The 14,464-nt window shown below is 65.7% G+C and carries 10 protein-coding genes and 1 pseudogene; 6 read left to right on the forward strand and 5 right to left on the reverse strand.

Going from position 1 to position 14,464, the window contains the following annotated elements; genetic code table 11:
- Positions 1–8 precede the first annotated feature (8 nt).
- Positions 9–326, reverse strand: a complete 318-nt coding sequence (locus tag FOM02_RS21690; protein ID WP_027561168.1) for a DUF2849 domain-containing protein — start codon at positions 324–326, stop codon at positions 9–11.
- Positions 323–1,750: pseudogene (gene cysG / locus FOM02_RS21695) on the reverse strand (siroheme synthase CysG). Before cysG ends, FOM02_RS21690 begins: the two are co-directional and overlap by 4 nt.
- A 245-nt stretch (positions 1,751–1,995) precedes the next feature.
- Here cysG and cysD point away from each other — a divergent pair.
- From cysD to FOM02_RS21715, 4 genes are all read left to right on the forward strand, one after another.
- On the forward strand, positions 1,996–2,790 hold the full coding sequence (gene cysD, locus FOM02_RS21700) for a sulfate adenylyltransferase subunit CysD (protein ID WP_027561170.1): 795 nt from the start codon (positions 1,996–1,998) through the stop codon (positions 2,788–2,790).
- Positions 2,791–2,810: 20 nt separating this feature from the next.
- Positions 2,811–4,727, forward strand: coding sequence for an adenylyl-sulfate kinase (cysC, locus tag FOM02_RS21705; protein WP_027561171.1), 1,917 nt, complete (start codon positions 2,811–2,813; stop codon positions 4,725–4,727).
- 404 nt (positions 4,728–5,131) lie between these two features.
- Positions 5,132–7,297, forward strand: coding sequence for a malate synthase G (locus tag FOM02_RS21710; protein WP_027561172.1), 2,166 nt, complete (start codon positions 5,132–5,134; stop codon positions 7,295–7,297).
- Between the two features lie 145 nt (positions 7,298–7,442).
- A complete protein-coding gene (locus FOM02_RS21715) occupies positions 7,443–7,643 on the forward strand; it encodes a CsbD family protein (RefSeq protein WP_008546815.1) in 201 nt (66 codons plus the stop codon).
- A gap of 63 nt (positions 7,644–7,706) precedes the next feature.
- Here the strand turns inward: FOM02_RS21715 and FOM02_RS21720 are convergent, their stop codons facing one another.
- Positions 7,707–7,862 (reverse strand): Thivi_2564 family membrane protein, encoded by a 156-nt coding sequence (locus FOM02_RS21720; protein WP_008546817.1) that lies wholly within the window; start codon positions 7,860–7,862, stop codon positions 7,707–7,709.
- A gap of 272 nt (positions 7,863–8,134) precedes the next feature.
- Between FOM02_RS21720 and FOM02_RS21725 the strand changes: the two genes are divergently transcribed.
- Positions 8,135–10,228: a methyl-accepting chemotaxis protein gene (locus tag FOM02_RS21725; RefSeq protein WP_027561173.1), complete on the forward strand. Its 2,094-nt coding sequence runs from the start codon at positions 8,135–8,137 to the stop codon at positions 10,226–10,228.
- A gap of 341 nt (positions 10,229–10,569) precedes the next feature.
- Positions 10,570–12,663 carry a methyl-accepting chemotaxis protein gene (locus FOM02_RS21730; RefSeq protein ID WP_027561174.1) on the forward strand — a complete coding sequence of 698 codons (2,094 nt, stop codon included), beginning with the start codon at positions 10,570–10,572 and terminating at the stop codon, positions 12,661–12,663.
- A gap of 201 nt (positions 12,664–12,864) precedes the next feature.
- Here FOM02_RS21730 and FOM02_RS21735 read toward each other — a convergent pair whose 3' ends face one another.
- A complete protein-coding gene (locus FOM02_RS21735) occupies positions 12,865–13,518 on the reverse strand; it encodes a DUF2865 domain-containing protein (RefSeq protein ID WP_027561175.1) in 654 nt (217 codons plus the stop codon).
- Positions 13,519–13,534: 16 nt separating this feature from the next.
- Complete coding sequence (locus FOM02_RS21740; protein ID WP_027561176.1) at positions 13,535–14,323, reverse strand: L,D-transpeptidase; 789 nt, start codon at positions 14,321–14,323, stop codon at positions 13,535–13,537.
- Positions 14,324–14,464 lie beyond the last annotated feature (141 nt).

The raw sequence follows: 14,464 nt of genomic DNA on the forward strand, positions 1-14,464 counted from the left end.
AAAGCGCCTTAAACCTGGGCCGACGACCCGATGGTCACACCGGTGCGGCGGATCTGTTCGCGCAGGTTGCCGGGTTCGATCTTGCCGTCCGCGCCGACCTGCACCGGGGCGATATAGGGGCCGATGGCGCCGACGTCATCGGCGACCGACTCTGCAAGCAACGCTTTGGCCTCGTCGGAGTTGCGCACGATCGCAGCTTCCGAGAGGTCGGCGGACCAGCTCTTGGCGGCGGTGCGGTACACCACGATGCCGTCCCACGTGCGGTTGGCGGTCACGACCGAGGGGCCGGCGATCTTGATCTTCTTCTGTTCGAGCGGGGAGGTCATTCGGCTGCATCCAATAGGTCAGAGATGATTTGTTTTGGGGTTTGGCGGAGAAGCGAGCCGGCATGCCGGACCACGTCGCCGATGATGAGGATGGCGGGACCGCCATTGGTCCGCCGCACGAGCTCGGGCAGATCGGCGCAGCGTGCCGATCGCGCCTTGCGCGTCGGGACGCGGTGACGCGGGCGAAGACGCCGACCGGCGTCTCCGGCGAGCGGCCGGCGGCGAACAGGCCCTCGCGGATCGCGGGCGCGGCGGTCATGCCCATGTAGACCACGACGGTCATCCTGGTGTCGGTCAGCGTCGACCAGTCCACGGCTTCGGCATCGCGCGCCTTGTGCGCGGTGAGGAAAGTGATGCGGGTCGCTTCATGACGGAAGGTGAGCGGCACCTCGAAATCGGCGGCGCCGCCGAGCCCCGCGGTGATGCCGGGAATGATCGGAGTAGGCGACGCCGGCGGCGCGCAGCGCTTCGACTTCTTCGCCGCCACGGCCGAACACGAAGGGATCGCCGCCCTTCAGCCGCACCACGCGCTGGCCGGACTGCGCGGCCTCGATCATGCGCTTGTTGATGGCGTCCTGGCCGATGCCGGGCTTGCCGACGCGGCGGCCGACCGCAACGCGCGTTGTGTCGCGGCGGATGCGATCGAGGATTTCGGGCGAGACCAGCTCGTCATGGAAGACGATGTCGGCATCCTGCAGCGCACGCAGCGCCTTGATGGTGAGAAGGTCAGGATCGCCGGGACCGGCACCCACCAGCGCGACCGAGCCTTCCGGCTTGTCCGCGCGCGCAAATGCCGACGGATCAGAAATGGACTTGAGCGCCACGTCCGCCTCGCGCTTGCGGCCGGCGAGCACCGAAGCGCCGATCGGACCGTCGATGACGCGCTCCCAGAAGCGGCGGCGCAGCGGAAACTCGGCGATCCGCTCATTGATCGATTTGCGAAAGGTGCCGATGAACTCGGCGAGCTCGCCAATGCGCGCGGGCAGCAGCGCCTCGATCTTCTCGCGCACGCGCCGCGCCACGACCGGCGAGGTACCGCCGGTGCCAACCGCGACCACGACATCGCCGCGATCGACGATGGCCGGGAAGATGAAGCTGGAATGTTCGAGATCGTCCATGACGTTGACGGGGAGGCCGAGCGCCTTGGCGCGAACCGACATGGCCACGCCGACGTCACCCGCACCGGCGCAGACGATGGCGATGACGCCGGCGAGATCAGCGGTCAGCGGATCGCCGCTCGCGATCTCAACGCGCGCCGCGTCCTCGGAGCCGAGGCCGAGGTCATGATTGCCGTCGATCGCATGCACGCGGATGTGCGCGCCGGCAGCGGCGAGCACGCGCAATTTTGCGCGCAAAAGCTCGCCCGTGCCGATGAGGACCACCGGACCGGCCTTGAGATCGAGAAACACCGGCAAGAACCGCATGCGATACTCGCTTCCCCCACATCCGGGGTTGACTGGAATTATTTTCTATATATGTGTCGTTTCGAGCGCGCAAAGAGAAAATTTTTTCTTCTCTTCTGCACTGCAACTATAGAATTTTCGCCTCCAAACGCAAAGTGCCAGAGATGCATCTTCTCAAGGACGATTCCGCAGTTGTCGGAGTGAGCAGCCCGGCCCTCGTCAGCCGCTCGGGCACGCAAGAATTTTCTGCTGATCTTGCGCCCAGCATGGACCATCTCGACCAGCTCGAAGCCCAGAGCATCTACATCTTCCGCGAGGCCTTTGCCCGCCTGAAAAAGATCGCCCTCTTGTGGTCGCTCGGCAAGGACTCCAACGTCATGATCTGGCTGGCGCGGAAAGCCTTCTTCGGTCGCATGCCGTTCCCGGCCCTCCATGTCGACACCGGCAAGAAGTTTCCGGAGATGTATCGCTTTCGCGATCATTACGGGAAGGAGTGGGATCTCGACCTGCGCGTCGAGCCCTGCCCGCCCATCGATGCGGTCGACCCGACGCTTCCCCCCGCCGCCCGTTCCGCCGCGCGCAAGACCGAGGGCCTCAAGATGGCGCTCGGCAAATACGGTTTTGACGGCCTGATCGCCGGCATACGCCGCGACGAGGAGGCCACCCGCGCCAAGGAGCGCGTGTTCTCACCGCGCGGTCTCGAAGGCAATTGGGACGTGCGCGACCAGCCGCCGGAGTTCTGGGATCATTTCAACGCCTCGCCTCCCCAGGGCGCTCACCTGCGCATCCACCCGATCCTGCATTGGACCGAGGCCGACATCTGGGCCTACACCAAGCGCGAGAACATTCCGATCATCCCGCTGTATCTTGCCAAGGACGGCAAGCGCTATCGCTCGCTGGGCGATCAGGACATCACCAACCCCGTGAATTCGACCGCGTCGACCATCGACGAGATCCTGATCGAGCTCGAGCAGACCAAGGTGCCGGAGCGCGCCGGCCGTGCGCTCGACCATGAGACCGAGGACGCTTTCGAGCGCCTGCGCGTCGCCGGCTATCTCTGATCTTAGGACGCACCGCGGCTATGAACATGATCGTCACCCCCACGTCGTCCGCCACGCCGAACGGCACCACGCGTCCGCAAGTGCGCATCGTCATCGTCGGCCATGTCGATCACGGCAAGTCGACGCTGGTCGGTCGTCTCCTGCACGAGACCGGCAGCCTGCCCGAGGGCAAGCTGGAAATGCTGAAAGCCGTCAGCGCGCGGCGCGGCATGCCGTTCGAATGGTCGTTCCTGCTCGATGCGCTGCAGACAGAGCGCGACCAGGGCATCACCATCGACACCACGCAGATCCGCTTCCGCACCAATTCGCGCGACATCGTGCTGATCGACGCGCCCGGCCACGCCGAATTCCTGCGCAACATGATCACCGGCGCCTCGCAAGCTGACGGCGCCGTGCTGATCATCGATGCGCTCGAAGGCGTGCGCGACCAGACCCGGCGGCACGGCTATCTCCTGCATCTGCTCGGCGTGAAGCAGGTCGCCGTCGTCGTCAACAAGATGGACCGCGTCGATTTCTCATCCGACCGCTTCAAGGCGATCAGCGAGGAAATCTCGGCGCATCTGAACGGCCTCGGCGTGACGCCGGCAGCGGTGATCCCGATTTCGGCGCGCGATGGCGACGGCGTCGCCGAGCACACCGACCGCATCGGCTGGTACAAGGGACCGACCGTGGTCGAGGCGCTTGACCGGCTCGAGCCGGCCCGGCCGCTGGAAGCGCTGGCGCTGCGCCTGCCGGTGCAGGCGATCTACAAGTTCGACGACCGCCGCATCGTGGCGGGCCGCATCGAATCCGGCAGCCTCATTGCCGGCGACGAGATCGTGATTATGCCGGCCGGCAAGATCGCGAAGATCAAGTCGGTCGAGAGCTGGCCGCTGACACCAATCGCAAGCCGTCAGGGCGCGGGCCGCTCGGTCGGCATCACGCTCGACCGCGAATTGTTCATCGAGCGCGGCGACATCATCGCGCATGCGGGCGCCGCCCCGCGCGAGACGCGGCGGCTGCGCGCGCGCATCTTCTGGCTGCACGACAAGCCGCTCGCCAAGGGCGACCAGCTGCTGGTGCGCTGCGGACCGAAGGAAAGCCGCGCCACCGTCGTCGCGATCGAGAAGGCGGTCGATCCCGGCGAGCTCTCCAGCAGCGAGAACAAGGCGATCGGCCGTCACCATGTCGGCGAGATCGACATTTCTCTTTCGAATCCGATTGCCACCGATCCCTACACCGAGAACCCGCGCACCGGCCGCCTCGTGATCGAAGTGTCCGGACGCATCGCCGGCGGCGGCCTGGTGCTGTCGGTCGATGCCGGCCAGCGCGCAGTGCCTGTCGACATCGTGCCGGTGGAATCGGCGCTGCGACCGGACGAGCGTTCCGCGCGCTATCGCCACAACGGTGCCGTTGTCTGGCTCACCGGCCTGCCGGCCTCCGGCAAGTCGACGCTGGCGCGGGCGCTGGAGCGGCGTCTCTTCACCAATGGCGGCTCGCCGATCCTGCTCGACGGCGACACGCTGCGCGCCGGCCTCAACAGCGATCTCGGCTTCTCGGCCGCCGATCGCAGCGAGAACATCCGCCGCCTCGCCGAGGTCGCGACACATCTCGCCCGCAACGGCCATATCGCGATCGTTGCGGCCGTCTCGCCCGCCCGCGAGGACCGCGCCACCGCGCGCCGCATCGCCGACACCGCCTTCCGCGAGATTCATGTCGCGACGCCGGCGGAGGTGTGCGAGGAGCGCGATCCCAAGGGCCATTACAAGAAAGCCCGCGCCGGCGCGCTCGCCTCGTTCACCGGCATCGGCAACGACTACGAGGCGCCGCAGGCGGCAGAGCTCGTGATCGACACGTCGAAGCGGACGGTCGCCGAGGCGGCAGACGAGATCGAACTCATGCTCAAGACATCAGGCGTGCTGTTCGACGAGCTCGTGGACCTCGCCGCGAATATTTGAGCACACGTGCTTTCGCTGGCACGCGCGCGGCGCCACACGGGCAGTGCGTTCCCTCCCCCTTGCGGGGGAGGGTTAGGGAGAGGGGTCCACACGGGGGACTCTCTCCATCACTAGCACTCGCTCCGTCGAACTCAGACACACCAATTCCTGGGCCACCCCTTTCCCCCGCCCTCCCCCGCAAGGGGGAGGGAGCGCAGTTGTGCGCGTGGTGTGGAGCCGGGCCCGATCGGTTTGTAAAACGAGCCAACCCCCTCGCCTTGACATTTTGACAAACCTTTGGGGGTCTTCTCACCGCCTCGATTTTGGGGCTAATAGGTCCCCGAAAGCCGCCCCTCGTGGGCGCATTTTGCTGCTGTCGGGTCAAAAGCAGCCAAAAACAGCCATTTCCAACAAGAAAGCCCATCATGAAACGCGTCGACGCCCACGGATTGAAGATCGCTCCCGTCCTGTTTGACTTCATCGCCAAGGAAGCGGCCCCGAAAACGGGGATCGCGCCGGATGCGTTCTGGGCCGGGGTTGCTGGCATCATCAAGGAGTTGGGACCGAAGAACCGCGAGCTGCTGGCGTTCCGCGACGCGCTCCAGGCCAAGATCGACGACTGGCACCGCGCCAACAAGGGCAAGGCGTTCGACCTCGACGCCTACACCGCGTTCCTGAAGCAGATCGGCTATCTCGTCCCGGAGCCGGCGACGCAGAAGGTCGAGACCGCCAATGTCGACGAGGAGATCGGCAAGATCTGCGGCCCGCAGCTCGTCGTGCCGCTCACCAATGCGCGCTATGCGCTGAACGCGGCGAACGCGCGCTGGGGTTCGCTCTATGACGCCTTTTACGGCACCGACGCGATCCCGCACGATCCTTCCGAGGGCGGCAAGGGTTACAACAAGGCCCGCGGCGACAAGGTGATCGCGAAAGCAAAGGCCTTCCTCGACGCCGCCGCGCCGCTTGCGACCGGCAGCCACACCGACGTCACCGCCTATAGCGTCGTCGCGGGCCAGCTCGCGGTGAAGCTCAAGAGCGGCAACGCGACCGCGCTGAAGAACGCCGCGCAGTTCGCCGGCTTCCAGGGCGATGCGGCTGCGCCGAGCGCGGTACTGCTCGTCAACAACGGCCTGCATGTCGAAGTGTCGATCGACCGCAGCAGCGCGATCGGCAAGGACGATCCGGCCGGCGTCGCCGACATGATCATGGAAGCCGCCGTCTCCACCATTCTCGACATGGAAGACTCGGTCGCCGCGGTCGACGCCGAGGACAAGGTGCTGGTCTATCGCAACACGCTCGGCCTGATGAACGGCACGCTGTCGGCGGACTTCGAGAAGGGCGGCAAGACGCTGACGCGCTCGCTCAACGCCGACCGCGTCTACAAGACGCCCGATGGCAAGGGCGAGCTCAAGCTGCACGGCCGCAGCCTGCTCCTGATGCGCAATTGCGGTCACCACATGTTCACCGACGCGGTACTCGACGAGAAGGGCGAGGAAGTGCCGGAAGGCCTGCTCGATGCCGCCGTCTCCGGCCTGCTCGCCATCCACGACCTCAAGGGTAACTCCAAGGTCAAGAACAGCCGCACCGGATCGGCCTATATCGTCAAGCCGAAGATGCACGGTCCCGACGAAGTGTCGCTCACCTGCGAGATTTTTGATCGCGTCGAGAAGATGCTCGGCCTGCCCGAGAACACGCTCAAGGTCGGCATCATGGACGAGGAGCGGCGCACCACCGTCAACCTCAAGGCCTGCATCCAGCGCGCCTCCAAGCGCATCATGTTCATCAACACCGGCTTCCTCGACCGCACCGGCGACGAGATCCACACCTCGATGGAAGCGGGTCCGATGATCCGCAAGAACGAGATGAAGGCGCAGGCCTGGATCAAGGCCTATGAGGACTGGAACGTCGACATGGGCCTGATCGACGGCCTGCCCGGCCATGCCCAGATCGGCAAGGGCATGTGGGCCGCCCCCGACAAGATGGCGGACATGCTGGCGCAGAAGCTCGCGCATCCGCAGGCCGGCGCCACCACGGCGTGGGTGCCCTCACCGACCGCGGCGACCTTGCACGCGCTGCACTACCACCAGGTCAACGTCATCGCACGTCAGCAGGAGCTGACCAAGGGTGGCCCGCGCGCCAAGCTCTCGGACATCCTCACCATTCCGGTATCGAAGTCGAACTGGGCGCCTGACGACGTCAAGCAGGAGATCGACAACAACTGCCAGGGCATCCTCGGTTACGTCGTGCGCTGGATCGACCAGGGCGTCGGCTGCTCCAAGGTGCCTGACATCCACGATGTCGGCCTGATGGAAGACCGCGCGACCTTGCGCATCTCCAGCCAGCATCTCGCCAACTGGCTGCACCAGGGCGTGATCACCGAGGCGCAGGTGATGGAATCGCTCAAACGCATGGCCGTCGTCGTCGACAAGCAGAACGCGGGCGATCCGATCTACAAGCCGATGGCGCCAGCCTTCGACGGCGTTGCCTTCAAGGCCGCCTGCGACCTCATCTTTAGGGGACGCGAGCAGCCGAACGGCTACACCGAATACATCCTCACCGCGCGCCGCCGCGAGGCCAAGGCGCTTGGATAACAAGGCGGCGGGTTGAGCCCGGTCATTCGGACGTCAAAAGCCCCGGCGCGAGCCGGGGCTTTTTGTTGGGCGAAACGCCGCGGCGCGCCGCGGAACGGCTGCGCGCGCCTCGCGTTGTCGGGCCATCAACCAACGGGAGATGGTCATGGATTGGAATCGCATCGAAGGAAACTGGAAGCAGTTCAAGGGATCGGCCAAGGAGAAATGGGGCAAGCTCACTGACGACGACCTCCAGCTGATCGAGGGACGCCGCGAGCAGCTCGAAGGCCGGCTGCAGGAACGCTACGGCAAGGCCAAGGACCAGGTCCGTCAGGACGTCGACGACTGGCTGAAGTCGCTGCACTAGTGCGGCACGAACGAAGCCCCGGCTCGCGCCGGGGCTTTCTGTTTGGGCCGTAGGCCGCTCTCGCTAAAACACCGCGAGATATTTCAACAACGACACGATGCCGATGATGATCACGATCACGCGCGCGATCTGCTTGGCGCGGCCGTCCATCGGCAGCATGTTGATGAGATAAAGCACGAGAATAACGACGAGAAAGGTGACGAGTACGCCGACCAGCATTGCGAGGCCCCCTTCAGGCCAATTGCCAACGGTAGTCCCAACGCCGATCTCGCGCGCCGGTTCCATCCGGCCAACCCATTACAACTTCTGGTAATTCCGTATTTCTACAGTGCGGCCGGCTGCCTAAAACTTTACCCTTTTCCTTTCAGATGCGGAAACCGTTCGGGCTCCGAGCCGCAAACGGTACGCAATTGCCGATCTGCGCGCCCAATGTTTTCGATGTTGCCGGGCGTCTTCACGACCTTTGGAAATGGGACTTTGGGGGGATTTCGATGCTCAATCGTCTGACTGTATCCGCGCTGCTGAAGGCGGTGATCGCGATCACGTCGGCCTGCGTGGTGATTGCGCTCTCGCTCACCGCCTACGAGTCCTGGGATCGCCTCAAGACCGCCAACCGCATCTCGCAGATCGCGGACGCTTCCGCCGATCTGTTCAAGGCGATGCACAATCTGCGCACCGACCGTTCGAGCACCAACCGGCTCCTCAACGCGACCGAGCCGATGGATCCCGAGATCGAGAAATATCTGCGCGGGATCCGCGACGCCGAGATGCCGGCGATGGGACACGCGCTGGAGCTGCTGCCTGCCATGGAGTTTCCGCAGTCCGGCACGCTGGTGCCGGAGCTGTCGCGGCTCTACAAGCTGCTGACCGAGGAGCAGAAGCAGTTCTGGGAGGACGTCGCCAAGCCCAAGGACCAGCGTCGTGCCGGCCTGCCGAAAGAGTACATGGAGACGACGCAGGGCCTGCTCGAGACGCTCGACAAGCTCTCGAACATCCTCGCCGCCAGCGTCAACCACCAGGACGCGGAGATCGACCAGTTGCTGTCGATCAAGCAGAATGCCTGGCTGCTGCGCAACACCGGCGGTGAAGCCTCGCTGATCATCTCGACCGGGCTCAATGCCGGCCGCATCACGCCGGAGGCCCGCCTCGCCTACACCCAATATGTCGGCGGAACGGCCGCGGCATGGAAGGCGCTGGAATTGTCGGCCTCGGGCATGCAGCTGCCGCCGGCCCTGTCGTCCGCCATGGCGACGGTCAAGACCGCTTATTTCGATCCGCAATATCTGGCGCTTCGCGATCGCCTCGCCAATACGCTTGCCAATGGCGAAAAGGCCGAGATGACGGCGAACCAATGGACCCCGGTCACGGTGGGCCGCCTCGCCGGCGCAGTGGCCGTGGCCGAGACCGCGCTCGATGCCGCCAAGAGCCATACGCTGGACCAGCGCAGCGCGGCTCAACGCGCACTGATCGTGCAGCTCACGCTGCTGGCGCTCGCCATCGGACTTGCCGCCGGCGCGATCATGCTGGTCAGCCGCCGCGTCATCCATCCGCTCACCACCATCCGCGACGCCATGCTCAAGGTCGCCGGCGGCGACCTCGCCGTCGACAGCGGCTATCTCGACCGCCAGGACGAGATCGGCGCGCTGGCCGGCGCACTCGAGACCTTCAAGCGGCAGGCGGCCGAGAAGCTCAAGATCGAGGAGCACGAGCGCGAGCGCAATGCGGGCGCGGCCGCACGCCAGCGCGCGGTCGAAGCCTATGTCGGCGAGTTCGAGGGCGCGGTGCGCAAGACGCTGGGCGAATTGAGCGAAGCCTCCGGCGAGATGCGCAAGACCTCTGGCGATCTCTCCGCGGTGTCGCGCCAGACCAACGACCGCGTCCAGGTCGCCGGCAAGGCCTCCAACGACGCCTCGATGAGCGTCGACAGCGTCGCCGCCGCCGCCGAGGAACTCTCGGCCTCGATCAACGATATCAGCCAGCAGGCGGCCCATGCCGCGGGCATTGCCAGCCGCGCCGTCAACCAGGCCCGCGAGACCGATGGCACGGTTCAGGGGCTGGCCCAGTCCGCAGGACGCATCGGCGAGGTCGTGGGTCTGATCAACACCATCGCGGCGCAGACCAATCTGCTCGCGCTCAACGCCACGATCGAAGCCGCGCGGGCCGGCGAAGCCGGACGCGGTTTCGCGGTGGTCGCATCCGAGGTGAAGTCGCTGGCCAGCCAGACCGCGAAAGCGACGGAGGAAATCTCCGGTCAGATCGCCGACATCCAGAGGGTAGCGAGCGACGCCATCAACGCGATCCAGACCATCGGCGGCATCATCGGCGAGGTCAACGAGGTCGCAACCGCCATCGCCGCCGCCGTCCAGGAGCAGGGCGCGGCGACCCAGGAGATCACCCGCAGCACGCAATTCGCGGCCCAGGGCACCAAGAACGTCTCGGACAACATCACGGGCGTCAAGGCGGATGCGGACGCTGCTGCGGCGGCCGCGGACAACGTGAAGCAGGCTTCGGAGATGCTGGAAAGCCAGAGCCGTCAGCTCGGCCACGAGGTCAGCGACTTCCTCGGCAAGATCCGCGCGGCGTAGGGCACGCTGGCGCCACAAACTCGCTGTCGTCCCCGCGAACGCGGGGACCCATTATGGGTCCCCGCGTTCGCGGGGACGACGGCGGAGATTGGGGCGGCGTCGCTTCAACCACCGGCGATGCGAGCCGAACACCGATGATGCGAGCCCGCGCAAGCGCCGCATGCTAAGGCCCCGTAATTATACCCCGGGAACACTGTCTAAGTTTTTACCCTTTTCAGGCCAAATGCGCATCGAGCGCCTGCCCGAGAGCATGCGCATCTACGTGCATCCCTTTGGTCGTTCGAGGTTCGTGGGGGCGCCGTTCAGGGCCACGAACTTCGAAACGCATACCGGGGTGTCCGATGCTCAACCGCTTGACCGTCTCCACGCTGCTGAAGGCGGTGATCCTGTCCACCGCGCTCGTCGTTGTCATCGGCTTCTCGATCAGCGCGTGGAATTCATGGGGCCGGCTGCAGCAGGCCAACCGGATCGTCGCGGTCTCCGCCGCCTCGGCCGAAGTGTTCAAGGCGATGGCGAATATCCGGGCCGACCGCTCGACCAGCAACCGCCAGCTGACCTCCGACGTCCCGATGGACAAGGACATCGAAAAATACATCCGCGACATCCGCCAGGCGTTGATGCCGGCGCTGGCCCGCACGCTCGAGATCCTGCCGACGACCGACCTCGTCCAGCGTGAGGCGTTCCTCACCGATCTCGGCACCCTGAACAAGACGCTGCTGGCCGAGCAGGCCGAGTTCTGGACCGAGGCCGTCAAGCCCCGCGCTGATCGCCGCGCCGGTCTTGCCAAGGAATATGTCGCAACCGAAGACACGCTGATGGTGCAGCTCGAAAAGCTGGCCGGCGCACTCGCCGCCAGCGTCAACCACCAGGACGCCACCATCGACCAGCTCCTGACCATCAAGCAGATGGCCTGGCTGCTGCGCAGCAATGCGGGCGAATCCTCGCAGATCGTCGGCAACGCGCTCGGAGGCGGCAAGATTACGCCCGAATTGCAGCTGGCCTACACCAAATTCGTCGGCGGCACCGACGCCGCCTGGACTGCAATCGAGCTGGCCGCCTCGGGCATGCAGCTACCGCCGGCCCTCAGCGCCGCGATCAGCGAAACCAAGTCGACCTATTTCGACCCGCAATATGCCGCCACGCGCGACGGTATCATCACGACGATCGCCAAGGGCGAGAAGCCGTCGATGACCGCCAACCAGTGGAGCCCCTATTCGGTGCCCCGCATGATGACCGCGGTGAAGCTCGCCGATGCGGCGCTGGAGGCCGCCAAGGATCATTCCGCGGCTCAGCGCTCGGCCGCGGTCCAGTGGCTGATCATCAACACGGCGCTGCTCGTGGCCGCCATCGTCCTGACCGGCGCCGCCATGCTGGCGGTCAGCCGCCGCGTGATCACGCCACTGCACCGGATTCGCGACGCCATGCTCAAAGTCGCCGGCGGCGATCTCAGCGTCGACAGCGGCTATCTCGACCGCCACGACGAGATCGGCTCGCTCGCCGGTGCGCTGGAGACGTTCAAGCAGCAGGCGATCGACAAGCTCAAGATCGAGGCGCAGGAGCGCGAGCGCAATGCCGGCGCTGCCGCCCGCCAGCGCGCGATGGAGGCCTATGTCGGCGAGTTCGAGGGCGTGGTGCGCCAGTCGCTGGGCGAGCTCAGCGAAGCCTCCGGCGAGATGCGCAAGACCTCGGGCGACCTCTCCGCGGTGTCGCAAAAGACCAATGAGCGCGTCGAGATCGCGGGCAAGGCGTCGAACGACGCCTCCACCAGCGTCGAGAGTGTGGCGGCCGCCGCCGAGGAGCTGTCGGCCTCGATCAACGACATCAGCCAGCAGGCGGCCCATGCCGCTGGCATCGCCAGCCGTGCCGTCAACCAGGCGCGCGAGACCGACGGCACCGTGCAGGGGCTGGCGCAATCCGCAGGCCGCATCGGCGAGGTGGTCGGGCTGATCAACACCATCGCCGCGCAGACCAATCTTCTGGCGCTGAATGCCACGATCGAAGCGGCGCGCGCCGGCGAGGCCGGCCGCGGCTTCGCCGTGGTCGCTTCCGAGGTAAAGTCACTGGCGAGCCAGACTGCCAAGGCGACCGAGGAAATCTCCGAGCAGATCGCCGACATCCAGAAGGTCGCGGGCGATGCCATCAACGCGATCCAGGCGATCGGCGGCATCATCGGCGAGGTCAATGAAGTGGCGACCGCCATCGCCGCCGCCGTGCAGGAGCAAGGCGCGGCGACGCAGGAGATCACCCGCAGCACGCAATACGCGGCACAGGGCACCAAGAACGTCTCCGACAACATCACCGGCGTGAAGGCCGACGCCGACACCGCGGCCGGTGCGGCCGAGAACGTCAAGCAGGCCTCCGAGACGCTGGAGACGCAGAGCCGCCAGCTCGGCCAGCAGGTCAGCGACTTCCTGGGCAAGATTCGGGCGGCCTAGGCCACGCTGGCACGACAAGCGCGCTGTCGTCCCCGCGAACGCGGGGACCCATAACCACAGGGAGGAGTTTGGCGAGAGCTGCTAACTCCGAGTCTTCGCCAAACTTCTTCCTGTGGTTATGGGTCCCGGATCTGCGCTTCGCTTGTCCGGGACGACAATCTTTGTTGGGCTGCTATCGCGACAACTCAGCCAATGCCCGCCCTACTCCTTCGCCACCACCGGCACCTGGCGGAATTTGGCGCGGACTGATTGCGGCAGTGGCGAGAAGTTCATCGCGACGCCGTGGCGGTCGTTGGCGTTGCGGTTGGCGACGACAAGGCCGTCGGCGCCGGCAACGATGTCGCCCTTGCGCAAGGTGGGATCGTCCTCGACCTTGACCTGGGCGAGCCCGACCGGATCCTTGCCGTTGCAGGTGCAGCCGGCAACCAGCTCGCCCCGATAGCGGAAGGCGTTGGGCAGGTCGGAATAGGATTTTCCGTTCTCTGTCGTCGCCTCGTCGATATTGCTGCCATAAACCAGCGAGGTTTCGGACGCCGGGCAGAAGCTCTTGCAGGATTGCGCCTTGCTCTCGGCATCGTTGCCCTGCGCCGGGAAGTAACGGCCATCGCAGCCGCGCACGCAATAGGCCGTGCCGCCGCCATAGCTGGCGCGCGAACGCGGCGCCTCGTAGCGCGGCATGTCGTCGTTCGGGAACGGGACGCGGATCTGCGGCGGCGGACGCATGCGGAAGCCGCCGAACAAGGCCGAGAAGAAATCCTCCGCATGCGCGGACGGCGTCAGCGCGAGGCCGAGAGAGGCGACGGCGAACAACGCCGCCGCGCCACCGGCCAGTTTGCCGATCGAACGTCTGATCATGTGACCTCTCGTACTCTTAGTTCACGGTCGACGTCGGCATGTTCAGCGCCTGCCGGCCCGACGGCAGCGTCGTCATCGCCGGGCGCTTGCGAACGGGGTCGCCGCCTTTGGCCATCAGCGGGGCGTTCTTCGGCAGCACCACGACCTTGGCGCCGATATTGACGCGGCTGAACAGGTCGATGACGTCCTCATTGGTCATGCGGATGCAGCCGGAGGAGACGAACTTTCCGATCGTGGTGGGATCGTTGGTACCGTGGATGCGGTATTCGCTCGAGCCGAGATACATCGCACGCGCGCCGAGCGGATTGCCCGGGCCGCCGGCGACGAAGCGCGGCAGATAAGGTTGGCGCGCGATCATCTGGGCCGGCGGATGCCAATCCGGCCACTCCGCCTTGCGGCTGACGCTCTGCACGCCCGACCAGGTGAAGCCCTCGCGGCCGACGCCGACGCCGTAGCGGATGGCACGGCCGTTGCCGAGCACGTAGTAGAGATAGGTATTGCCGGTATCGATGACGATGGTACCGGCCGGCTCGCCGCGGTCGAAGCTGACGATCTGCTTGCGCAGCCGATCGGGCAGCGCGGCGTCCTCATCCGTCGCCTGCGGCTCGCCGGTGACATAGCCCTGGCTGGCGTAACCTCGCGAATAGCTCTGGTCTTGCGGATAGAGCTGCGGCTGCATCGGCGCATAGCCGTAGGTCTGCGCGCTGGCGGCGCCGAACGGCACCGTCAGCAATGCTGTCGCAAAGGCAAAAGCGGTTACGGCGCGCGGCGAGAAGCGGCGACGGACGGCAAGAAACGTTGTCATGTGCTGCCCCGTTGGATGTGTGCATCAGGGTGATGCGGCTTTCCAACAAACGCAGTCGACGCGACTCAAGTTCCGCCGCCTGTTGAGACGGCAACGTCACAGTCAAGCGAGCACGACTTCACGAAGCCGCGATGGAACCGC

Origin of the sequence: Bradyrhizobium sp. SEMIA, from assembly GCF_014844175.1 — a bacterium.
In the GTDB taxonomy this organism is placed as follows: domain Bacteria; phylum Pseudomonadota; class Alphaproteobacteria; order Rhizobiales; family Xanthobacteraceae; genus Bradyrhizobium; species Bradyrhizobium arachidis.

What these genes read in the sequence shown, in the direction of transcription:
- FOM02_RS21690 (WP_027561168.1), bottom strand. Translation starts at nt 326, where the DNA reads ATGACCTCCCCGCTCGAACAGAAGAAGATCAAGATCGCCGGCCCCTCG.
- cysD (WP_027561170.1), top strand. Translation starts at nt 1,996, where the DNA reads ATGGACCATCTCGACCAGCTCGAAGCCCAGAGCATCTACATCTTCCGC.
- cysC (WP_027561171.1), top strand. Translation starts at nt 2,811, where the DNA reads ATGAACATGATCGTCACCCCCACGTCGTCCGCCACGCCGAACGGCACC.
- FOM02_RS21710 (WP_027561172.1), top strand. Translation starts at nt 5,132, where the DNA reads ATGAAACGCGTCGACGCCCACGGATTGAAGATCGCTCCCGTCCTGTTT.
- FOM02_RS21715 (WP_008546815.1), top strand. Translation starts at nt 7,443, where the DNA reads ATGGATTGGAATCGCATCGAAGGAAACTGGAAGCAGTTCAAGGGATCG.
- FOM02_RS21720 (WP_008546817.1), bottom strand. Translation starts at nt 7,862, where the DNA reads ATGCTGGTCGGCGTACTCGTCACCTTTCTCGTCGTTATTCTCGTGCTT.
- FOM02_RS21725 (WP_027561173.1), top strand. Translation starts at nt 8,135, where the DNA reads ATGCTCAATCGTCTGACTGTATCCGCGCTGCTGAAGGCGGTGATCGCG.
- FOM02_RS21730 (WP_027561174.1), top strand. Translation starts at nt 10,570, where the DNA reads ATGCTCAACCGCTTGACCGTCTCCACGCTGCTGAAGGCGGTGATCCTG.
- FOM02_RS21735 (WP_027561175.1), bottom strand. Translation starts at nt 13,518, where the DNA reads ATGATCAGACGTTCGATCGGCAAACTGGCCGGTGGCGCGGCGGCGTTG.
- FOM02_RS21740 (WP_027561176.1), bottom strand. Translation starts at nt 14,323, where the DNA reads ATGACAACGTTTCTTGCCGTCCGTCGCCGCTTCTCGCCGCGCGCCGTA.